Genomic DNA, 21,762 nt, shown 5'->3' with positions numbered 1-21,762 from the left:
TAAAATGAAGAAAATATTGTTATACATGAAAAAGCATGCAGACTTCATAATTCTGGATATGGTCGCGCTTATTATCGGCTATATCGTAGTTGTTCAGTTTAGATATTTAGCAAGACCAGTTCATCATGGAGAGCTGTTCTTTGATTATGGTGTTGTTTTATCAGCGGTATATTTCTTTACTTTGATTATAAGTAAGAACTTATCAGGCGTAATCAAACGAAGCTTTTTCAAGGAATGTCAGACTTTGCTGGCGCAGGTACTTATCAGTTGGGCCTTCTTCACAGTAGCACTTTATGGTGTTAAGAGCGCGCAGAACTTCTCACGAAGTGTTTATGCTGCCGCATTTATTATCTGTTACATTTGCTTATTATTTGAGCGAAGCGCATTAAAATGTTTTATCAGATTTAGCAGATTCCATTCAGCTCTTTGCCCAAAGCTTATTGTTGTTTGTGATAGCAATCATTCACAGGAAGTTATCAAAAGAGTTCTTAAGGGTTCATTTGAGAATGATTATGAAATCATTGGCGTGGCAATGAACAATGAGGGCGTTACAGATTACATTGACCATTTTGATTCTTTGATTGGTCTTGATAAGCTGGAAGAATTTATCGCTGACAAGAAGATTGATGAAGCTTATATTGAGGTGGCTGATGCAGGAGTAGAGACTCATGTAATCAATCTTTTACTTAAGCATAATATTATTGCTCACCGCAGTCTTCGTGAGAGCACTATGAATTACGTGGAGCAGGAGATTGATGAAATCAGTGGCCACTATGTAATTACGATACGTGATACTCAGGTTTCATTTGTAACCAGAGCAGAGCGTCTTGAGACAAAGTTATTTAGAAAGTTGACAAAAAAGGATTAGCATGAAATCAGCAGTATTTTTTGATATAGATGGTACAATTTGGGATTATGACAAGTACATTCCAGAAAGTGCCAAGTTAGCTATAAAAAAGCTTAGAGAGAACGGGCATCTGGCTTTTATTTGTAGTGGTAGAGCCCGTGCATTTATCAATGACCCAGAGCTTCTTGGCCTTGGGTTCGATGGAATAGTTTGTTCCTGTGGATGTCATATTGAGATTGATGGAAAGATTATTTACCAGAATATTATCGATAAGGATGTGGTAAAGAATACTATCGAGATGATTCGTGAATACGGATTCAGACCTATTCTTGAAGGGCCAAAGAACATCTACATGGATGAGTCGGAATTTGGTCTTGATGACCCATTTGGAAATGTCCTTCGCCGTGATGTTGGTGAGAATCTTGTCCCAGTAGGTGGAGATTATTATGGCGACTGGGTAATTAATAAAATGTCCTGTGCCACAGATGTGGAAGCTGAAAAGAGACTGGAGTGCTTTGACAAGCTTTCAGCTCATTATCAGGTTATTGAGCACAATGAAAATGTTTGCGAGCTTGTCCCTGTAGGCCACAACAAAGCAACAGGAATGATTAAGGCCTGTGAACTTGTTGGTATTGATTTGGCAAATACATACGCCATTGGCGATAGTGAAAATGATCTTGATATGCTTCAGGAAGCTCATGTAGGTATTGCCATGGGAAATGGTACAGACAGAGCAAAGGAAGTAGCGGATTATGTTACTACCGATTTTGATAAAGATGGTATTTACAATGCGCTTAAGCATTTCGGATTAATTTAATATTAGATATGCAAAATGCTCCCAGCAATTTAAGTTTGCTGAGAGCATTTTTTAGTATGTGAATTTCATGGATGTAACGCCGATAACAGCTGTTGATGGTGAAGGAATTCCTGCGGTAGCACTTACCACATGTTTTGTCGTAGCCTTTCCGGAAATAGTCACATAGCTATTGTATAAATCAATATCAGAATTAGCGTATAGCACCACTGTGATGGTGTTATTTTTTCTGTCGATAGTATCTGACATGATAGACCCACCTCGTCCAATAACCTGTCCTGAAGGTGAAAGTACAGAAACAATTATTTCCTCTAGTTTTTCAGAAGCCACATAGTTGAATGTGATTTTCTGAACACCAACAGGGATAACACCTGCTTTGACAGAACCTTTTATAGTAGAAGCTGCCTGAGTAATCAACAAGGTGTTCAGATAACCTGAGCTTTGGTGTTCATCAATTATTTGTGTGTTAGTGATACTTTTATAGTAATCAGTGGCAATATCATTTGTTAATGTGACATTAGAAGTAACAGCATTTTCTGATCCACCTGCGCTTACAACTTTAGTATAACTCTCGTTGTACTTTCCAAGAGCTTTATAGGTAATGATACCTGCAGATGTGGAAGCAGTAATGTTTTTGGTACGGATGGTTTTCACATGCTCTTTATCTTTTGTACATGAGTAAGTGATATCGGCATAAGAAAAATCAGGTGCCCAGGAAATAGAGCGTTCGTCGTAGGCATGACCATTTATATCGCAGTCCGGTACTGGGCAGGTGATATAAACAGTTGGCATGGCACCACAGCTGGCATAAGCAACACAAAATCCGTAGTCAGTAGCGTAACAGTAATTTCCTGCAGCTGTATTAATTTGTATATATCCGGTCTTTAACTGTTCTAAGGACAAGTGACTTACGTCAAAAGTGTAGTATCTGTAACTTGTGACATTACCATAAGTGGAAGGTGAAGCTCCAGTGTAATTGAAACTGCTGGTACCTGCTGACGGTGGAATAATTCCAGAACTGCAGTTGAAGCTCAGCTGTCTAGTATATCCGGCACTGTCATTACATTTGTTGTTGTCATTGCTCTTGTAGCTGTAGGCTGCACATTCAGCACCTATCCAAGATGCTTCATACCATACACCTACAGTAACAGTTTTAGGAGCATTGCTTCCAGTTTTAGTCTCTGGATTATAGAGAAGATCCTTGGTGCGGACGATAATTGTTCCATAGGCGCTGCAAGTAGCCATACCTGTACCAGTGTTTCCATCGAAGGAAGAGCTGGCTGCACCTCTGGCAGAACGACCAGATGCTGCATTGATTCCCTTAGATTCTATAGGACCAGAAGCTCCCCATTTTGTGTGTTTTACAGTGTAGCGGTGCCACCATCCTTCAGAGTCATCTTTACTTGTGCCAAAAGATGTATTTGTAGTCTCATTATTTTGAATATAAGCAAGAGCCTTAGGATTTTTGTAAAGAGAGTAAGCAATAATATCGTTGGCTGTGGCTTTTTCGGTACAGTCGTCAGGTTTATAACACTCCCTATTTGTACTGTCGCCACACCAACCGTCGGAAAGTGCAAATACACTTGAAATATCATCCACGCCAGCCATGGCAGGAATATTTATATTGTCGTTAAGATTAAGCCATGCACCTGCACCTTTACCTGACTCTACAACATAATCAAAGAAAGTCTGGCCGTAACCATTTCTGTCGTTGGCAGCATATGAACTTCTTGCTATAAGGTCGTAGAGATTGTCGTTGTTGGAAACCAGATTTTTTAGAAGTTCATTTGTGTTTTTTGTATAGGCATCATATAGTTCTTCCTGATAGCTTTCAATCCATCTAATCTGTGGTTCGGATAAATACTGTTCTCCAACAATGTTAGTTTTACGATATCGAGCAGCAAGAGTGTTGAGCATACAGTAGTCAGCTCTGATACCGTTACAGTAAATGGTCTTTAAATCGTCATTGAGATATGCACCGTCTTTTGTAAGATTAACGATGTTATTCACAAAATAAGAATCGTATTTAGTTGGATCGGATTCATCCAAAAGATATTTACCAATAATGTTTCTAAAAAGGGTAATATCTTCATCTGAGGTGGATAACTTCTGGTAACCATCCAATCCAAGAAGCTGCCCTAAAAATTCTGGGTTGGCCTCAAGGGAGTTACCCAGGAATGCTTCGAAATCGCCTGCAGAAAAAGTAATCTGACCCTCGAGCTTCTTCTGAATACCTCCAAGTCCTATATATTCTGTTGTATTATATTTCTCCCACCATGATCCAAAATTTGGATCATAAAAATTATGGTTTTCATTCCAATTCATTTCCTCGTAAAAGACCTTTGTCCATATGGCCTTAATGGAGTCAGACTGCATGCTGGAATTAGTGGATAAATAAAATGGAATCTGGTCTCTGAAAGGAATGAATATTTTATTTTCTGTTTGGATATTTGCCTCAGCAGCCACTGCTGTAAGTGGTGACGCTGGCATGGCTAGGCAAATGGCCACAGCTATACTCACAAAAGGTTTTATTATATTATTCTTTATCATTAATTTCTTTCTCCTCAGTGTAAGAAACATCAATAGACTCAAAGCTATTATTATCATCCATGTAAAGTGTAATCTCTAAATTTTCAGGGCAATCCTGAGGAAGGTCATTAGCAATAACTGCTTTGTATTCCTCGGAATTGTATTGTGGTGAGAGGATAGATTTTACAGCCTCTCTGGTAGAGATGGCTTCCTGAAATACGCAGGTGTTTTCCAAAGAAGGTATATAGTCTTCAACGAAATTGCCATCTTCATCAAAGCAAGGTGTAAGCTTCATTACTTTGATGGTAAGAGAGCAAGGTGTATCTTCTTCATCTTCGGTTTCTTCATCTTCCTCTTCTTCAGCTTCTTCCTCATCTGATTCGTCCTCGGAATCAATATTATTTTCAGATTCAGCTTCTACATCTTCGTCTGTGCCAGTTTCCTCAGACGCAAGTTCCGATATTTCCTCAACATCTTCTGTTTCCTCAGTCGTAGTCTCTTCCGTGATGGCGTCTTCAGTTTCAGAAGCCTCAGTTAAAAGTAAATTTTCCTCTGCAAAAGCAGTCATAGGAGCGCGGGAAACCAAAAGTGATACTAAAACAGATATAGTTAATAATTTTTTTAATCTCATAATAATCCTCCCTAAAATGGCTTAAAGCCTTCGCCCTCGGCATAGTATCCGTAACAGCCGTTCTCATATCTAAAATCAAATTCGTACATCTTTTCATCGTGTAAATCGCTTGTACGGTTTTGGAGAATTTTAATTTGTTCCCATATCTTGTCGCTGTCATTGCGGTAATCGTTATCAAGGGTCTGAATGCTTGACTTATTCTGCTCCGAGTAAGATTTAAGGTCATTGATTGCCTGAGTGAAGCTTGCTTTGCTGCTTGCGTCAGCGCTTTCATTTGAAGAAAGCAGATTATTCAATTCCTCAATAAGTCTGGTGAGTTCATCGTAATGCGCCAAGTCCTTCGATGAAGCAGCATTTAATTCTGCTTCCAGCTGAAGTTTTGTTTCCTGGAGATATTCTCTGTTTGACTGGTACTTTGCATCGATTAAGCTGTGAACCATGTTCATGTCATCTTCTGTAATGACATTCTTCTCAGCCAAATAATTGTTGATGATGGAATCTAAGGCACTTCGCTGTTCATCTGTAAAACCATTGAGGGAATCGATGTAGTCGTAGATTTCCTCCATAGCTTCTGAGTAAGATAATTCTGATGCACTGGATTTGTTTGCCAGGATAAATCCCTTGAAATTAATCAGTAAAAGAACTATCAAAGCGATAGCAAGCCCCGATAAGAATAGTGCGAACCTGTTAAGGGTATTATCCTCCTTAACATATATTTTCCTAATTTGGGTAGAGAACCCTCTTGTATTCTGTTTTTTATTCATTTCAATACTCCTTATAAACTAAAACTACTAAGGAATATGAAAGTGGTTTAGATTCTGTTAAATTCCTGTGGAAAAAATGTTGAACCAACCTGATATAGCATTTTGAAAAAAGACAAGCGCTACTATAACACGGTGAGAAAATTATTGCAAGAGAAAATTTTGATTTTTCCATGAGAACTATAACATGACTCCTTAATCTGCCTTGACAGATTTCAGAAATACTTATATCATAAGTTAAGTTTTTTAATGCGATGATGAAGAGGAGTACTCAGTGTCGTCCTGTAGAGAGGGTCGCTCACCGGCTGAAAGGTGACCTAGGAGCAGAGCTGACGAAGGTAGCTTCGGAGCAGGTGGTGAACAAAGCGCCCCAGGGCGGACAAGCCATCCGAGTCGTTCCCGTAAGGAATAAGATGAGAGATAAATGCAGGTGGTAACGCGAATCTTCGCCCTGTGTGTCGAATTTACCGACGCACGGGGCTTTTTTAATGCCTAGAAAGGAAGAGAAAATGAAAGAATTAGCTAAGACTTATGATCCTAAGGGTCTTGAAGACAGACTCTATAAAAAGTGGGAGGAAAATGGCTATTTCCACGCTGAGGTAGACCGCAGCAAGAAGCCATTTACAATCGTTATGCCTCCTCCAAATATCACAGGACAGCTCCACATGGGACATGCATTAGATAACACAATGCAGGATATTCTTATTAGATATAAAAGAATGCAGGGCTACTCAGCTCTTTGGCAGCCAGGTACAGACCATGCAGCTATCGCTACAGAGGTAAAGGTTATCGAACACCTTAAGAAGCAGGGTATCGAGAAGGACAGTCTTGGCCGTGAAGGATTCCTTGAGAAGTGCTGGGATTGGAAGGATGAGTACGGAACACGTATCATCAACCAGCTTAAGAAGATGGGTTCTTCAGCTGACTGGGAGCGTGAGAGATTCACAATGGATGAAGGATGCTCTAAGGCTGTTGAGGAAGTATTCGTTAAGCTTTTCAATGAAGGTTACATCTATAAGGGCAACCGCATCATCAACTGGTGTCCAGTTTGCCAGACATCTATTTCAGATGCTGAGGTAGAGCACGAGGAGCAGGCAGGTCACTTCTGGCACATGAAGTACGAAATCGTTGGCGAGCCAGGTCGCTTCGTTACATTCGCTACAACACGTCCAGAGACAATGCTTGGTGATACAGCTGTTGCTGTAAACCCTAAGGATGAGAGATATCAGGATATCATCGGAAAGACTGTAATGCTTCCATTCGTTAACCGTGAGATTCCAGTTGTTGCTGATGAGTATGTTGATATGGAATTCGGTACTGGTGTTGTTAAGATTACTCCAGCACACGACCCTAACGATTTCGAGGTTGGTAAGAGACACGACCTTCCTGTAATCAACGTTCTTAACGACGATGCTACTATCAATGCAAATGGTGGCGAGTTTGAGGGAATGGATAGATATGAGGCTCGTGAAATCATCGTTAAGAAGATGGACGAGATGGGACTTCTCGTTAAGATTGAAGACCACTCTCACAACGTAGGAACACACGACAGATGTAAGACTACTGTAGAGCCTATGGTTAAGCCACAGTGGTTCGTTGCAATGGAAGAGCTTGCTAAGCCAGCTATCGAGGCTATCAAGACAGGTGAGCTTCAGTTCGTTCCTAAGAATTATGACAAGACATATTTACACTGGCTTGAGAACATCCGTGACTGGTGTATTTCACGTCAACTTTGGTGGGGACACAGAATCCCTGCTTACTACTGCGAGAAGTGTGGTGAGACAGTTGTTGCACGTTCTTCAGAGGTACCAACAGTTTGCCCTAAGTGCGGTCACACTCACATGAAGCAGGATGAGGATACACTTGATACATGGTTCTCATCAGCACTTTGGCCATTCTCAACACTTGGTTGGCCAGAGAACACAGAGGAGCTTGATTACTTCTATCCAACAGACGTACTTGTTACTGGATACGACATCATCTTCTTCTGGGTAATCAGAATGGTATTCTCAGGATATGCTCACACAGGAAAGAGCCCATTCCACACAGTACTTATCCACGGTCTCGTTCGTGATTCACAGGGCCGCAAGATGTCTAAGTCCCTTGGAAATGGTATCGATCCACTTGAGATTATTGATAACTACGGTGCAGATGCACTTCGTCTTACACTTATCACAGGTAATGCACCTGGTAACGATATGCGTTTCTACAACGAGCGTGTAGAAAACAGCCGTAACTTTGCAAACAAGGTTTGGAACGCATCACGTTTCATTATGATGAACCTTGCAGATAATGCAGTTACAGAGCCAGCTGAGGCAGACCTTGCAACAGAGGATAAGTGGATTATTTCAGCAGTTAACACTTTAGCTAAAGATGTTACTGAAAATATGGATAAATATGAGCTTGGTATCGCAGTTCAGAAGGTATATGATTTTATTTGGGATCAGTTCTGCGATTGGTATATCGAGATTGTAAAACCTCGTATGTACTCTCAGGAGTATACAGCTAGCAAGAATGCAGCACTTTGGACAGCTAAGTTTGCACTTACAAACGCCCTTAAGATGCTTCACCCATTCATGCCATTCATCACAGAGGAAATCTTCTGTACACTTCAGAGCGAAGAGGAGACAATCATGCTCTCAGCTTGGCCTGAGTATGATGAGGCAAAGAACTTCCCAGTAGAGGAAGCAAAGGTTGAGCGTGCCAAGGATGTAGTTCGTGGTATGAGACAGCTTCGTACAGATATGGATGTTCCACCTTCAAAGAAGGCTGCTATCCACATCGTAGCTGAGGATGCAGAAGTACGTGGTATTTTCGATGAGATTACACCTATCTTTGCAACACTTGCAGGCGCTACAGACGTAATCGTTCAGGCTGACAAGCTTGGAATCGGAAGCGATGCAGTTTCAGCTGTTATCCCAGATGCAACACTTTTCGTTCCACTTGAGGATCTTGTAGACTTCGAAAAGGAAAAGGAGCGTCTCACAAAGGAAAAAGAGAAGCTCGAGAAAGAGCTTGCTCGTTCACGCGGAATGCTTTCAAACGAAAAGTTCATGAGCAAGGCGCCTGAAGCAAAGGTTGCTGAGGAGCGCGAGAAGCTCGCAAAGTATGAGCAGATGATGGCTCAGGTAGAGGCACGTTTAGCCTCAATGAAGTAGGAGGAAAATAAAATGGATGTAAAGAATATTTTAAGCAAATGCGATCACACTCTTTTAGGAGTAGATGCAACATGGAATGACATTAAGGGAATCGTAGATGATGGTATGAAGTATGAGACTGCTTCAGTATGTATCCCAGCAAGCTTTGTAAAGCAGGCTGCTGAGTACGTTAAGGAGCAGGGTGGACACCTTCCAATCTGTACAGTAATCGGTTTCCCAAATGGTTATGCTACAACAGCTTCTAAGTGCTTCATGGCTTCAGATGCTGTAGATAACGGCGCTGAGGAAGTAGATATGGTTATCAATGTAGGTTGGGTTAAGGAAGGACGTTACGATGATGTTCTTGCTGAAATCAACGCTATCAAGGCTGCCTGCAAGGGCAAGCTTCTCAAGGTTATCATCGAGTGCTGCCTTCTTACAGACGAAGAGAAGATTAAGATGTGTGAAGTTGTTTCTAAGTCAGACGCAGATTACATCAAGACTTCTACAGGCTTCTCTACAGGCGGAGCTACATTTGATGACATCAAGCTTATGGCAGACCATATGACAAACGGCAAGCTTATCAAGGCAGCTGGCGGAATCGCTAACCTTGATGATGCTCAGAAGTTTATCGACCTTGGTGCTTCAAGACTTGGAACAAGCCGTGTAGTTAAGGCTGTTAAGGGTCTTCCAAACGACGGAAAGTACTAAGAAATTATAAAAAATGCCTCAATCGTGAAAATTTAATGAAAAATACGCAAAATTTAGTGAACTTTGTGACAAAACATTAGTATTGAAATATAATTAAGCTATTCAGAATAGGCTTATTGTGAGCATATTTTGAGCCGAAATAGTAAGTGAAGGACTAAATTAACTATTTTCACGTGGGGGACTTATGGCATTACCAGCACAAGCGCCAAAAGTACAGGTTTCATCGAATGGTTTGGAGGCCACTATGACCTTCAAGATTCCTGATGGAAAAAACGAGGTACCAAGCTTTACTGCATCACAGTTGCTTGGCTTCTTGAATAATGCCAATGTTACTTTTGGGATTGATCAGGAAATGCTTAAACGTCTGGCAGATAGTCCAATCTACGGCAAACCGGTCAAGGTTGCTGAAGGAACAGCCCAGCAGCAGGGCACCCCAGGATATTTTGAATACACTTTTGAGACAAAATTCAACAGAAAGCCTACCATCAGACCTGATGGTACGGCTGATTATATGAGTATTAAGACCATCGAGACTGTACAGAAGGGTGATGTTATTGCTATCTATCATCCTGCAGTACAGGGTGCTCGTGGTATGTCAGTTCGTGGTCAGATTCTTGAGCCAAAGCCAGTGCGTGACCTGCCTCCTCTCATCGGAAGAGGTTTTGATCGTTCCAATGACAATCTTACCTATACAGCAAAGCTTGATGGAAAGATTGAGGTAAATCAGGGAAAGATTCTTATTTCTCCAGTACACGAGGTGCAGGGAGACGTTGGAATTGAAACTGGTAACATCAGATTTAATGGTGACGTAATCATTCATGGTGGAGTTCGAGATGGTGCAGTTATAGATGCAGCAGGCAACGTTATTATCCATGGTCTTATCGAGGATTGCGATATCAGAGCAGGAAAGGATTTATTCCTTATCTCAGGTGTAAAAGGCAACGAGAAGACTATGATTAAATGTGGCGGTTCGATTACCGCGCAGTTCGTTGAGTATGCAATAATCAACTGTTCAGGTAATATCACAGCTGATTATTTCTTTAAGAGTAAGATTTCCTGTGATGGCAAAATTGAGCTCAGTGGAAATAACGCCTCCATAATTGGCGGTTATGTTTCTGCTGTTCAGGGAATTGATGCCAATGATATTGGAAATTCATTTGGAACAATTACTAATGTTTCTGTGGGCGTTGATGTAGAGCGTACTGCAGAGTTTGAGATGCTTGCCAAGAAAATCGAGGCCCTTAATTCCAACGTTATGAAGATTAAAAAAGGAATTGAGGATTTTGATAAGCTGGGCGAGGAACGAGGAATTAATGTAAAGGAAGACCCTCGACGTATGCAGCTTCTTCGTGTTAGAATTCGAGATGAAGCTATTGTACAGGAAGAGACAAAGCGTCTTGCCAAGATGAAAGAAGTTATTGTGGCTGGCAAGGATGCCTCTATCAAGGTGTACAGGCGTATGTATGCTGGTGCCAATATTTCAATTGACGATCATCATGTTGCTATTACTGATAATCATGAGAGAGTTGAAATTACAAAGACGCCAGAAGGTTTGAAACTTACAAGAATTACTGGTGAACGTGCAAAGGGATAAATAAAATGATTGATTTCGAAGAGGAGTTAAAGAAGTTTGAGCCAGCCATTGAGGTAGAACAGGCGGAAGCTGATATCAAGGCTAGAGATTTAACTGATTTAACAGATTTACTTGTAAATATGTCGGCGCAGCAGACTAATGCGCCAAAATAAAGAGACAGAAAAGTAGCTTTTATTTACGGAGAATAATAAATGCAATGTTTTATGTGTGGTGCCGAAGTTGGTAACGATAAAGTCTGTTACAATTGCGGCGCCGATATTTTGTTATATAAACAAATCATATACACATCTTATGTGTTCTATAATCAAGGCTTGGAAAAAGCCAGGGTTCGAGATTTATCAGGAGCCATTGAGGCACTGAAGTCATCTCTCCAATACTACAAGTACAATACCAGAGCTAGAAATCTTCTCGGATTGTGCTATTACCAGGTTGGAGATACTGTCAGAGCTATTAATGAATGGGTTCTATCCAAGAATCTTCAGGAGGAGGATAATCCTAATGCTGACAGATATCTTGCGGAAATTGAGAATGACCCGGGACTTTTAAGCAGGCTTAATTCCACTATAAAAAAATATAATCAGGCAATTGAATATTGTAAGGCCGGAAGCCGAGACCTGGCTATGATTCAGCTGAAGAAGGTTATCAGCCAGAATCCTAATCTGGTAAAGGCTCATCAGCTTTTGGCTCTTTTGTATATACAGGATGAAAAATACGCTGATGCCAGAAAGATACTTTCAGCAGCAGCTAAAATCGATAGTAATAACACTACAACTATCCGCTATATTCATGAGGTTAAGGAGCTCTTAAAGGAGCAGAACACTGGTAAGCGCAAGAGAAAGAACGATGTGTTTACTTTTAATGATGGAAATGACACCGTCATTATGAATGAGCGTGCCTTAAGAAGCATGCTGGATACCACACGTACCAGTCTTATCAACATTGTGCTTGGCCTTGTAGGTGGATTGCTCATTTGCTTCTTCCTGATTGTTCCTACTGTAAAGGACAATATGGCAGAGGGAAATACAGACACAGTATTAGCCTTAAATGAGGCTCTTTCTGAGTCGAGAACTCAGAATCAGGAACTTCAGGATGAAATAGATGGCCTGAAGTCAAGTCTCTCAGCATATGATGAGACACAGGATATCCCTACATCATATGAAAACCTTCTTGCTGCACAGAATGCTCATATAGCTGGAGATGATGCAGCAGCATCTGAAGCAATTCAGCTTGTTTCAAAGGAGGTACTTGGGGATGCGGGCAAGGCAGCTTATGACAGTCTTTACTCTCAGCTTGCTCCAACTATCATCAAGGGATATTATGACGATGGAAATACATTCTACAGCGACGAAAATTACGAGAGTGCTATCGTAAACTTCCAGACTGTAGTTGAAATTGATGAGACATATAATAATGGTGCGGCTATGTTCCTTTTAGGAGACTGTTACAGATTAACAGGAGATTCAGCCAAGGCCTTAGAATGTTTTAACAAAGTAGTAGAGCTTTACCCAAGCAATCAGTGGGGACGTCAGGCAAAGGTGTACATAGCTGCTGACGACACAGAGCTCAGTGCTACAGAGGTAGGTGACTAATTTGACAGATTTTCAGTTGATTAAGATGGCTTTAGAGGCCAGAGAGATGGCATATACTCCATATTCACACCATAAGGTTGGAGCCGCTCTCCTTTGCGCAGATGGAACAGTAGTTAAGGGCTGTAACATAGAAAATGCAGGATATACTCCTACAAACTGTGCAGAACGTACAGCTGTTTTCAAAGCTGTTAGTGAAGGAAAGAAGGATTTTACAGCAATTGCCATAGTCGGTGGAATGGATAACCTAAAATCATTACCACTTTGCGCACCTTGTGGCGTATGTAGACAGGTGTTGAGAGAGTTTGTAAATCCAGAAAATTTCAAAGTTTTGCTCGCCGAGGTGGATGATGTTACTAATATCCCTTCCCTTAGTGAGTCGAGTGTGAAAATTCAGACAATGAGCCTATCTGAGCTGCTTCCACTAGGCTTTGGACCTGAAAATTTAGTGCTCTAATAGAGTAAATTCCTTGCAAAATAATCTAAATAATTTATAATTTTAGATAGGTGTTTTCAATTATTAAATGGAAACGTAATTAATAGGAGGAATTAAGAATGAAAAAGAAGTTATTAAGCGTACTTCTTGTAGCTTCAATGGTAGCTACTATGTTTGTTGGTTGTGGTTCATCATCATCAAGCGACTCAGCTTCAGATGCAACTGCTACAACAGAAGAGGGGGCTGCAGATGCAGCAGGCAGCGATTACAAGATCGCTATGATTACAGACTCTGGTGACATCACAGATATGTCATTCAACCAGACAACTTACGAGGCTTCAAAGGCATTTGCAGAGAAGAACGGAGTTGATTTCCAGTACTATAAGCCAACAGAGGATTCAGATGATGCTCGTGTCGCTTCATTTGAGAACGCTGTTACAGATGGTTACAACGTAATCGTTGTTCCAGGTTACCTTTTCGCTGGTATGATCGCACAGGTTGCTGCTGATTATCCAAACGTTACAATCATCGCTCTTGACTGTGGTGAGGGTGACTTCTCAGGCGCTGGTATGGATTCACTTCCAGAAAATGTTTGCTCATTCACATATCAGGAAGAGCTTGCTGGTTACATGGCAGGCTACGCAGCTGTTAAGGAAGGCTACAAGAAGCTCGGCTTCTTAGGTGGTATGGCTGTTCCAGCTGTTATCCGTTATGGTTTTGGTTTTGTTCAGGGTGCTGATGCTGCAGCAGTTGAGCTTGGCAACGCTTCAGAAGTAGAAGTTAACTACGTATATGGTGGTCAGTTCTACGGTGATGATGCTGTTACAGCTCAGATGGACACATGGTACTCTAATGGTACAGAAGTAGTATTCGCTTGTGGTGGTGGTATCTACACATCAGCTTGCGAGGCTGCTACAAAGGTAGATGGTAAGGTTATCGGTGTTGACGTTGATCAGTCTGGTACAATCGAGAACGCTTACGGTGTAGAAGGACTTTGCATAACATCAGCTATGAAGGGTCTTGCTGCAACTGTTGATTCAACACTTACAGATCTCTTCGCTGGTAACTGGTCTAAGTACTCAGGAAAGATCGAGAACCTTGGTATCGTTTCAGGAGATGATCCTTCACTTAACTATGTTCAGCTTCCTATGGACACATGGACAATGAAGAACTTCACTGTTGATGATTACAAGGCACTCGTTGCTTCAATGAACGATGGTACAGTTAAGGTTAGCAACTCTACAGATGCTATGCCTAAGACATCAATCAAGGTTACAGAGTTCGATAACATTCACTAAATGCATGTTATTTTGATTCAAGGAATCAAAATGACTTGCCACAGCGCACATCCATTTGCGGAGCAAATTTAAAATATGTGCGCTTTCCCGTTTTGGATAATATAAGGGAAGGTTTAATCGCCTTCCCTTATTTTTAGAATAATGATTTATTCAAAGCTATATAAAACATTATTATCAATGAGGGAAGTATAATGATGTTTTCTATGGTTTTGCAGTTCTAGGGAGAAAGGCATCATCAAATTTTTTTTATATTTAGAAAGGTGTATTCGATGGAAGATTATGTAATTGAGATGTTGCATATTACAAAAGAGTTTCCAGGCATCATTGCAAACGATGATATCACTTTGCAATTAAAGCGTGGCGAGATTCATGCGCTTCTCGGTGAGAACGGAGCTGGAAAGTCCACACTTATGAGTGTATTATTTGGACTTTACACACCGGAAAAGGGAGTTATCAAAAAAGACGGTAAGGAAGTTAAGATTAACAATCCTAACGACGCTACCGACCTTGGTATTGGTATGGTACATCAGCATTTCATGCTGGTTGATATTTTCACAGTATTAGACAATATTATTTTGGGTTCTGAGCCTAGTAAGTTTGGCTTCCTCACAAAGGCAGAGGCTCGTAAGAAGGTTATGGACTTATCAAATAAGTACAACCTCAAGGTAGATCCAGATGCTTTAATCGAGGATATTACTGTTGGTATGCAGCAGCGTGTAGAAATCCTTAAGATGCTTTACAGAGATAATGATATTCTCATTTTCGATGAGCCTACAGCTGTTCTTACACCACAGGAAATCGATGAGCTTATGAAGATTATGAAGGATCTTGCTGCAGAAGGTAAGTCAATCCTCTTCATCACTCACAAGCTTAACGAGATTATGGAAGTTGCAGACAGATGCTCTATCCTTAGAAAGGGTAAGTACATCGGCACAGTTGACGTTGCAAACACTACAAAGGAAGAGCTTTCTTCTATGATGGTAGGACGTAACGTTAAGTTCGCTGTTGATAAGACAGAGGCACAGCCTAAGGACGAAGTTCTTAAGGTTGAGAATGTTTGCGTAAAGAGCAAGCTTCACTCAAATGATTCTGTACACAACGTATCATTCAACGTTCGTGCAGGAGAAATCGTTTGTATCGCTGGTATCGATGGCAACGGTCAGACAGAGTTCGTTGGGGCTCTTACAGGTCTTGATGACATTTCAAGCGGTAAGATTACACTTTGCGGTGAGGACATTACAAAGAAATCTATCCGTTATAAGAATACACACGGTATGAGCCACATCCCTGAGGACAGACATAAGCATGGTCTTGTTCTTGATTACACTCTCGAGGAGAATATGATTCTTCAGAGATACTTTGAGCCTGAGTTCTCAAAGAACGGTATTATCAAGAAGGCAGATATGAGAAAGTACTCAGACAGACTTGCATCTGCATTTGATGTTCGTTCAGGACAGGGAGCAAAGACAATCGTTCGTTCAATGTCAGGTGGTAACCAGCAGAAAGCTATCGTTGCCCGTGAGATGGACAGAAAGCACGAGTTACTTATCGCTGTTCAGCCTACACGTGGTCTCGATGTTGGTGCTATCGAGTATATTCATAAGGAAATTGTAAAAGAGCGAGACAATGGTAAGGCTATTCTTCTTGTTTCTCTTGAATTAGACGAAGTTATGAACCTTTCTGACAGAATTCTTGTTATGTATGAAGGTGAGATAGTAGGTGAGGTTGATCCAAAGACTACTACACTTCAGGAATTAGGATTATACATGTCAGGCGCTAAGCGTGATGACAGAAAGGAGGCTAAGTAATGGAGAAAACAAGCTTTATTAAACGACCAGCAGTGCAGACATTACTTGCTTCAATTCTGTGTGCAGTTTTAGGTATCGTTTTAGGTTATATCATTCTCTGCTTCATGAATGCAGAGCACGCTGGAGAAGGTATGGCAGCTATCCTTACCAACTTCTTCAAGTATCGTATCGCAAGCACAAATACTCTTATGAAGTATATGGGCTCATTTTTAGTTAAGTCAGTACCAGTTATCCTTTGTGCAGAGGCTATCCTCTTTGCATACAAGGCTGGTCTTTTCAACATCGGTGTTGCAGGTCAGTATACAGTTGGTATTATTGCCGCACTTTATACATCACTTGCACTTGGGTGGCATTGGAGCCTTTGCCTCCTTGCAACAATCGTAGCAGGAGCTGTTTGGGGCTTTATCGCAGGATGCTTTAAGGCGTTCTTCAATGTAAACGAAGTTATCGCAGGTATCATGCTCAACTGGATTGGTCTTTACATCTGTAACATCATTCTCGGTGGCGAGAAATGTATGAATCAGAGTAAGTCAGAGACATACGAAATCAGCGATTTAAATCCAGCAGGACTTCTTCCAGGATTTATGCAGGATTTCTTTGGTGGCAACCAGTACATGACTATTGCTATTCCAATTACAGTTATCGTAGCCATTATCATCCTTGTAGTTTTAAACAAGACTACATTTGGTTATGAGCTTAAGGCTACAGGTCACAATAAAGAAGCTGCTAAATACGCAGGTATGAATGCAAAGAGAAACATCATTCTCACACTTGTTATTTCAGGTGCTATTGCAGGTATGGCAGCAGGCTTATATTACCTTACAGGAGTAGAGCACTTTAAGATTGCATCTTCTGTTCCAGGCATGGGCTTCAACGGAATCGCTGTTGCATTCCTTGGTGGTCTTCATCCAATCGGCGCAATTATTGCTGGACTTTTCGTTGAGTACATCACACTTGGTGGTCAGTACCTCAACACAAACTACTACAATCCACAAGTTGCAGATCTTATGATTTCAATCATCATCTACCTCTGCGGATTCGTATTATTCTTCAGAACAATACTTAACAGACCAGGCAAGGTAAAGGTTAACGCCAATGCCGAGCCAGACAATACAGCTAAAAATGCTGAAGAAAAGGAGGTGTAAAGGATGGTATTATTAATTCAGTACACACTTATCTTTTCAGCAGTACTTATTCTTGTAGCTTTGGGCGGTATGTTCTCAGAGCGAAGTGGTATCATCAATCTTGGTCTTGAAGGTATCATGGTATTTGGTGCAATGGCAGGAGCTATGGTAATGGTTCTTCTTCCAGCAGATGCATCAAGATTTACAATTATCGCACTTACACTTTTAGCAGCAGCAGTTGCTGGTATGCTTTCATCACTTTTGATTGCAGTTGCTTGTATCAACTTTAAGGCTGATCAGACACTTATCGGTACAGCTCTTAACATGCTTGCTACAGCATCAGCAACAGTTATCATCAAGGGCTTCAACACAGCACGTTCAGGTGGTACAGATTTCTCTGCAAAGCTTGATTATGTTAGAGGCCACAATGCTTTCATGTTCAACATCGGAAAGCTCCAGCTTAGCTGGTTTATCGTAGTTGCAGCTGTTCTTCTTGTAATTGCTATTGTATTCTTCTACAAGACAAAGCTTGCACTTAGAATCAGAGCATGTGGTGAGCATCCACAAGCAGCTGATTCTGTTGGTATCAATGTTTATGCAATGAGATACATCGGTGTTCTCATGTCAGGTTTCCTTGGAGGACTTGGTGGTATCATCTACATTGCAGCAGCTAACTCAACATGGCATTTTGATTACGGTGTAGCAGGTGCAGGTTTCCTTGCTCTTGCTGTTATGATTTTCGGTCAGTGGAAGCCAGAGCGTATCGCTTGGTCAGCAGTGCTCTTTGCATTGTTCCGCTCACTTTCAAACGTATACATGGGAATCGGATTCCTTCATGCACTTCCTATTTCAGGAACTGTATACAATATGTTCCCATACATCGTTTCACTTATCGTACTTGCATTTACATCACAGAACTCTAGAGCACCTAAGGCAGAAGGTATTCCATACGACAAGGGAGCTCGTTAATAGCTTAGAGGAAGGCTGTTTATTATGAGAGTAATCAATGTAAGCGAAATTAAACCAGGAATGATCCTTGCGGAGGAACTTGTCAGTCCGCGAGGACAGGTCCTTGCTGAGGTAGGTACTTCAATTACCGCTCAGCAGCTTTTGCATGCTTCTTACTACGGCATCCAGCAGGTTGCCATTCAGGATGAAGAAGAGGCCATTGATAAATATGACAATGAGGCTCCTGATGAATTTATTGGAGAGACTCAGTCATGGCGAATATTAAATAGCAAAGAATTTAAAGAGTTTAAACAGGCTTATAACAGATGTACAGATAAGCTTGAAGCGATTATTACAGACTTTGTTGAACGCAAAGTTCCGATTAATAACGACGAAATTATACAAGAGATTCACACAGTGTTTGAAAAACACTCTACGGGTCTTGGAATAATGGCAATGATGCTTAATATTCAGGAGATTGATGCATCTACATTCCAGCATTGTGTTAATGTAGCAATCATATCCCGAGTATGCGGCGGTTGGATTGGTATTAAAGATGAAAAAGAATTAGATGTTCTTACCATGTGTGGTCTGTACCATGATATTGGTAAATCACTGGTTCCTCACAGCATACTTACCAAGACAGATAAGCTTACAGATGAAGAGTTTGCAAGAATGGCAGAGCATCCATTACTTGGCTACAATCTTCTGATGGACGCTGAGCTTGACAGGCGAATAAAGTTGGCAGCACTTCAGCATCACGAGAGAAATAATGGCACTGGTTATCCATATGGTCTTACGAAAGAATTTATCAGTCCATTCTCTAAGATAGTGGCAATAACAGATGTTTATGACGCTATGACTGCTGACAGATGCTACAGAGCTGGTATTTGCCCATTTGAAGTAATTGCTCAGTTCCAACGAGAGGATAAGACAAAATATGATCAGCAAATTCTACAGATATTCCTGGAGAATATTGCAGAATCATACATCAGCACCGGCGTACTTCTCTCAGATGGAAGCCGTGGAATTATCAGTATGATTAATACCAAGGCTTTATCAAGTCCTCTAGTAAAGTTAGATGATGGCTCTTTTGTAGACTTACGTGAAAGGACAGACTTATTCATCAGAGCTTGTATATAGTGAATTATAAAATTTGTAGGTCAGTTCCTATAGGAACTGGCCTATTTTTGTGCAGTTATCCTCTTGAAATTTATATATAATAATGCAGCAACAGTTTATAATGTGTATTTTTGGAATTTGACAATATAAATATTAGGCTGAAATATAAGGAATAAATATAATGAAAAAGGAAAAAATAGTAATAAAAAATACCCTTGGAATGTTTGATTTAATCAAGGGAATTATGTTGCTTATGATGCTTTTAGGGCATTCTACAGTTTTTAATGGAATGTATTCCAATTTAAATGTAGTTACATATTTGATAATTGGAATCATTACTGTATTAGGAGAGGCGGCTATGCCTGCTTTGTTCGTAATCAGTGGTTATGGATTAAGAAAGACAATATTTACAAAATGTGTGAAGAAGCAATTTAAAATATTGATAGTACCATATCTTATTACCGTTGTTGTGACTTCAATCGTAGCTTTCGTTTCAATGGCAATCGAGTATGGAGATATCATCCGTGTGGTTAAGGAAACTGCCAGTCTGTTCTTAGGAAGTCTTTTTGGAATTACCCCTGGTACTGGATATCTTGGTTTTTATTTTACAGCCTGTGGTCCTGTTTGGTTTTTGGTAGCATTGTTCTTTGGAAATATTATTTCCAACCAGTTGCTTAGATATTTTGAAGGCCAGAAGTTGCTTGTGGCAGCTTTTGTTGTTTCACTGGTTGGCTGGGGATTGACTTTCGTCAGACCTCTTCCAGGTGCACTTTCACAATCATTCATTGCACCTTTATATATTTGTTTTGGGTATTATGCAAAGAAGCACAAGCTTTTTGTATCCCAGGATAATGTTGCCAAGAGAAATATAAGCATAGTTTTGGTAATTGCGGTTATCCTTGCACATAAGGCAATGGCAGGTGAGTTCTATATGGCTCATAATGTATATACATATGGACCTTTTTCTATAGTAGTAAACGGACTTGCAGCACTATTATTTATATATTGGTTCCTGCACCTGAATACACTTAATGGCGTTATATCTTCAAACATCAGAAAAATAGGAAGATATTCACTTTATTTACTTTGTATTCATTCGATTTTATATATGGCTATAGGTACAAGAATACAGCAAGTTTTCGCTTCATCATGGCAAGGCTCTCCATGGCTTGGATTTGCAATTGTACTTACAACCCGTTTGGTAGTAGATTTATTCATTACATTTATTTTTGTACGTATTAAAAATTCTCTTACAAAGTAATTAGAGATTATAAAATAGATTTGGAGGAAAATAAGATGGAAGAAATTTTTGAGAAGATTGCTGATATCATCGAGGATGTTGCTGATATCCCAAAGGATGAAATTAGCATGGATAGTTCATTAATTGATGACCTTGATTTAGCTTCTCTTGAAATCATGGCAATTGTTGCAAAGATTGAGAAGCAGTTTTCTATCAAGTTTACAGAGAAAGAGTTATTAGGTCTTTCTACAATCGAAGATTCTGTAAAACTTATTATGGAAAAAGTTGCGTAATCAAAAAAAGACTGTGGCCTTTTGTAGACCACAGTCTTTTATTTTATCCTTCAGTCTTTGCTGCGTTTTCTGCAGCTTCTGTTGTATTCTGAGTTTTACCTGAATTCTTCCAGTCATCAAATTTCTTTAATACTGCATCATAGGTCTTAGAAGAAATATCTGGAAGATCTTTGCCCCATGTGCCAGTTGCCTGCTCGTATCCTTTTTTGAAAGCTGATAATAGTTCATCTGCCTTATCAGGATCGTCACCAGAAAGAGCTTTGGCAAATTCAAGGATTCTGTCAGATGTTTTCTCTACACCCCAATAGCCATCTTCAGAAATATCTTCTTTTGCCTTGGCAATTGTATCAGGGTCTGCAGTAAACTTACCCTCTGCCAGGAATTTCCACATATCATCCTGTGAAGCAATAGCGAATGTACTTCCCTGACCGGCGATAGTCTTTTGTACTATCTCTAAAAGATTATTCATCATCTTTTCCTGATCAGCTTTCAATTGCTGTACAAGTGCTGTTCTGTCGCCTTTTGAATACTTTTCAGATTTAACTGCAGTATCATCACTTGATTTCTCATAAACAGCAGCTTCCTCAGAAAACTTTCCAGCCTTCTCTTCATTTTTTGCAACTTCCTGGGTATCTTTTGTAGATTCTTTAGCCTCTGCAGGCTTGGTGTATGTTGTGGAAACATTAGAAGTAACGCTATTTAGAATATTAGCATCCATAATAAAAACCTCCTTGTACCGTGGCCAAATAACGAACCATATGGAAATCCTTTTCCTATTCTTTTTATCGGCACCTTAATGATAAATTTTCACCTATAGATTGTATTTATTTTAATACAAAATCCTTGTAAATGTGTGGTACCTTTGTTAAAATTTAATAGTATT

General features: G+C 40.3%; 19 protein-coding genes. 15 read left to right on the top strand and 4 right to left on the bottom strand.

The window, feature by feature from the left end; translation table 11 throughout:
* Positions 1 to 4: 4 nt before the first annotated feature.
* Together G592_RS0100380 and G592_RS0100375 are read left to right on the top strand one after the other, a co-directional pair.
* Positions 5 to 868, top strand: a complete 864-nt coding sequence (locus tag G592_RS0100380; RefSeq protein WP_028246068.1) for a hypothetical protein — start codon at positions 5 to 7, stop codon at positions 866 to 868.
* Between the two features lies 1 nt (position 869).
* Positions 870 to 1,664 (top strand): Cof-type HAD-IIB family hydrolase, encoded by a 795-nt coding sequence (locus tag G592_RS0100375; protein ID WP_028246067.1) that lies wholly within the window; start codon positions 870 to 872, stop codon positions 1,662 to 1,664.
* Between the two features lie 51 nt (positions 1,665 to 1,715).
* Here the strand turns inward: G592_RS0100375 and G592_RS0100370 are convergent, their stop codons facing one another.
* Genes G592_RS0100370 through G592_RS0100360 form a run of 3 tightly spaced genes read right to left on the bottom strand, consistent with a single transcriptional unit; the run spans position 1,716 to position 5,585 of the window.
* Positions 1,716 to 4,211, bottom strand: coding sequence for a hypothetical protein (locus tag G592_RS0100370; protein WP_028246066.1), 2,496 nt, complete (start codon positions 4,209 to 4,211; stop codon positions 1,716 to 1,718).
* Positions 4,198 to 4,821, bottom strand: coding sequence for a hypothetical protein (locus tag G592_RS16760; RefSeq protein ID WP_051194676.1), 624 nt, complete (start codon positions 4,819 to 4,821; stop codon positions 4,198 to 4,200). The genes G592_RS0100370 and G592_RS16760 overlap by 14 nt, the downstream gene beginning before the upstream one ends.
* Before the next feature lie 11 nt (positions 4,822 to 4,832).
* Entirely contained in the window at positions 4,833 to 5,585 is a 753-nt protein-coding gene (locus G592_RS0100360) for a hypothetical protein (protein WP_028246065.1), read from the bottom strand.
* Between the two features lie 506 nt (positions 5,586 to 6,091).
* Here G592_RS0100360 and G592_RS0100355 point away from each other — a divergent pair.
* The 13 genes from G592_RS0100355 to G592_RS0100295 all read left to right on the top strand — a co-directional run bounded on the left by G592_RS0100355 (position 6,092) and on the right by G592_RS0100295 (position 20,879).
* On the top strand, positions 6,092 to 8,740 hold the full coding sequence (locus G592_RS0100355; RefSeq protein ID WP_028246064.1) for a valine--tRNA ligase: 2,649 nt from the start codon (positions 6,092 to 6,094) through the stop codon (positions 8,738 to 8,740).
* Between the two features lie 12 nt (positions 8,741 to 8,752).
* Positions 8,753 to 9,430 (top strand): deoxyribose-phosphate aldolase, encoded by a 678-nt coding sequence (deoC, locus tag G592_RS0100350; RefSeq protein ID WP_028246063.1) that lies wholly within the window; start codon positions 8,753 to 8,755, stop codon positions 9,428 to 9,430.
* Positions 9,431 to 9,614: 184 nt separating this feature from the next.
* Complete coding sequence (locus G592_RS0100345) at positions 9,615 to 11,024, top strand: DUF342 domain-containing protein (RefSeq protein WP_028246062.1); 1,410 nt, start codon at positions 9,615 to 9,617, stop codon at positions 11,022 to 11,024.
* Positions 11,025 to 11,029: 5 nt separating this feature from the next.
* On the top strand, positions 11,030 to 11,176 hold the full coding sequence (locus G592_RS17650; protein ID WP_176757666.1) for a hypothetical protein: 147 nt from the start codon (positions 11,030 to 11,032) through the stop codon (positions 11,174 to 11,176).
* A gap of 39 nt (positions 11,177 to 11,215) precedes the next feature.
* Positions 11,216 to 12,613, top strand: a complete 1,398-nt coding sequence (locus G592_RS0100335; RefSeq protein ID WP_028246061.1) for a tetratricopeptide repeat protein — start codon at positions 11,216 to 11,218, stop codon at positions 12,611 to 12,613.
* A 1-nt stretch (position 12,614) separates the two neighbouring features.
* Positions 12,615 to 13,067, top strand: coding sequence for a cytidine deaminase (locus G592_RS0100330; protein ID WP_028246060.1), 453 nt, complete (start codon positions 12,615 to 12,617; stop codon positions 13,065 to 13,067).
* Positions 13,068 to 13,165: 98 nt separating this feature from the next.
* Entirely contained in the window at positions 13,166 to 14,344 is a 1,179-nt protein-coding gene (locus tag G592_RS0100325; RefSeq protein WP_028246059.1) for a BMP family lipoprotein, read from the top strand.
* Between the two features lie 269 nt (positions 14,345 to 14,613).
* Positions 14,614 to 16,152 carry an ABC transporter ATP-binding protein gene (locus G592_RS0100320; protein ID WP_028246058.1) on the top strand — a complete coding sequence of 513 codons (1,539 nt, stop codon included), beginning with the start codon at positions 14,614 to 14,616 and terminating at the stop codon, positions 16,150 to 16,152.
* Positions 16,152 to 17,297, top strand: coding sequence for an ABC transporter permease (locus G592_RS0100315; protein WP_028246057.1), 1,146 nt, complete (start codon positions 16,152 to 16,154; stop codon positions 17,295 to 17,297). Before G592_RS0100320 ends, G592_RS0100315 begins: the two co-directional genes overlap by 1 nt.
* Positions 17,298 to 17,300: 3 nt before the next feature.
* The gene (locus G592_RS0100310; protein WP_028246056.1) at positions 17,301 to 18,245 is read left to right on the top strand and encodes an ABC transporter permease; all 945 of its coding nucleotides are present in this window, start codon (positions 17,301 to 17,303) and stop codon (positions 18,243 to 18,245) included.
* Between the two features lie 24 nt (positions 18,246 to 18,269).
* Positions 18,270 to 19,367 (top strand): HD-GYP domain-containing protein, encoded by a 1,098-nt coding sequence (locus G592_RS0100305; RefSeq protein WP_028246055.1) that lies wholly within the window; start codon positions 18,270 to 18,272, stop codon positions 19,365 to 19,367.
* Between the two features lie 160 nt (positions 19,368 to 19,527).
* Positions 19,528 to 20,607: an acyltransferase family protein gene (locus G592_RS0100300; protein ID WP_028246054.1), complete on the top strand. Its 1,080-nt coding sequence runs from the start codon at positions 19,528 to 19,530 to the stop codon at positions 20,605 to 20,607.
* Between the two features lie 35 nt (positions 20,608 to 20,642).
* Positions 20,643 to 20,879 carry an acyl carrier protein gene (locus G592_RS0100295; RefSeq protein ID WP_036951302.1) on the top strand — a complete coding sequence of 79 codons (237 nt, stop codon included), beginning with the start codon at positions 20,643 to 20,645 and terminating at the stop codon, positions 20,877 to 20,879.
* Positions 20,880 to 20,922: 43 nt separating this feature from the next.
* Here the strand turns inward: G592_RS0100295 and G592_RS0100290 are convergent, their stop codons facing one another.
* Positions 20,923 to 21,597, bottom strand: a complete 675-nt coding sequence (locus tag G592_RS0100290; protein WP_028246052.1) for a hypothetical protein — start codon at positions 21,595 to 21,597, stop codon at positions 20,923 to 20,925.
* Positions 21,598 to 21,762: the final 165 nt, after the last annotated feature.

It is taken from the genome of Pseudobutyrivibrio ruminis CF1b (assembly GCF_000424005.1).
Taxonomy (GTDB): domain Bacteria; phylum Bacillota; class Clostridia; order Lachnospirales; family Lachnospiraceae; genus Pseudobutyrivibrio; species Pseudobutyrivibrio ruminis_C.
Note: the sequence above shows the minus strand (reverse complement) of the source record. Positions and strands in the feature narration are given on the sequence as shown.

Bases quoted from the DNA above. Each gene is read 5' to 3' on its own strand.
- G592_RS0100320 (WP_028246058.1), top strand. From the start codon at position 14,614: ATGGAAGATTATGTAATTGAGATGTTGCATATTACAAAAGAGTTTCCA.
- G592_RS0100325 (WP_028246059.1), top strand. From the start codon at position 13,166: ATGAAAAAGAAGTTATTAAGCGTACTTCTTGTAGCTTCAATGGTAGCT.
- G592_RS0100300 (WP_028246054.1), top strand. From the start codon at position 19,528: ATGAAAAAGGAAAAAATAGTAATAAAAAATACCCTTGGAATGTTTGAT.
- G592_RS17650 (WP_176757666.1), top strand. From the start codon at position 11,030: ATGATTGATTTCGAAGAGGAGTTAAAGAAGTTTGAGCCAGCCATTGAG.
- G592_RS0100380 (WP_028246068.1), top strand. From the start codon at position 5: ATGAAGAAAATATTGTTATACATGAAAAAGCATGCAGACTTCATAATT.
- G592_RS0100315 (WP_028246057.1), top strand. From the start codon at position 16,152: ATGGAGAAAACAAGCTTTATTAAACGACCAGCAGTGCAGACATTACTT.
- G592_RS0100305 (WP_028246055.1), top strand. From the start codon at position 18,270: ATGAGAGTAATCAATGTAAGCGAAATTAAACCAGGAATGATCCTTGCG.
- G592_RS0100295 (WP_036951302.1), top strand. From the start codon at position 20,643: ATGGAAGAAATTTTTGAGAAGATTGCTGATATCATCGAGGATGTTGCT.
- G592_RS0100345 (WP_028246062.1), top strand. From the start codon at position 9,615: ATGGCATTACCAGCACAAGCGCCAAAAGTACAGGTTTCATCGAATGGT.
- G592_RS0100355 (WP_028246064.1), top strand. From the start codon at position 6,092: ATGAAAGAATTAGCTAAGACTTATGATCCTAAGGGTCTTGAAGACAGA.
- G592_RS0100335 (WP_028246061.1), top strand. From the start codon at position 11,216: ATGCAATGTTTTATGTGTGGTGCCGAAGTTGGTAACGATAAAGTCTGT.
- G592_RS0100360 (WP_028246065.1), bottom strand. From the start codon at position 5,585: ATGAATAAAAAACAGAATACAAGAGGGTTCTCTACCCAAATTAGGAAA.
- G592_RS16760 (WP_051194676.1), bottom strand. From the start codon at position 4,821: ATGAGATTAAAAAAATTATTAACTATATCTGTTTTAGTATCACTTTTG.
- G592_RS0100290 (WP_028246052.1), bottom strand. From the start codon at position 21,597: ATGGATGCTAATATTCTAAATAGCGTTACTTCTAATGTTTCCACAACA.
- deoC (WP_028246063.1), top strand. From the start codon at position 8,753: ATGGATGTAAAGAATATTTTAAGCAAATGCGATCACACTCTTTTAGGA.
- G592_RS0100310 (WP_028246056.1), top strand. From the start codon at position 17,301: ATGGTATTATTAATTCAGTACACACTTATCTTTTCAGCAGTACTTATT.
- G592_RS0100375 (WP_028246067.1), top strand. From the start codon at position 870: ATGAAATCAGCAGTATTTTTTGATATAGATGGTACAATTTGGGATTAT.
- G592_RS0100370 (WP_028246066.1), bottom strand. From the start codon at position 4,211: ATGATAAAGAATAATATAATAAAACCTTTTGTGAGTATAGCTGTGGCC.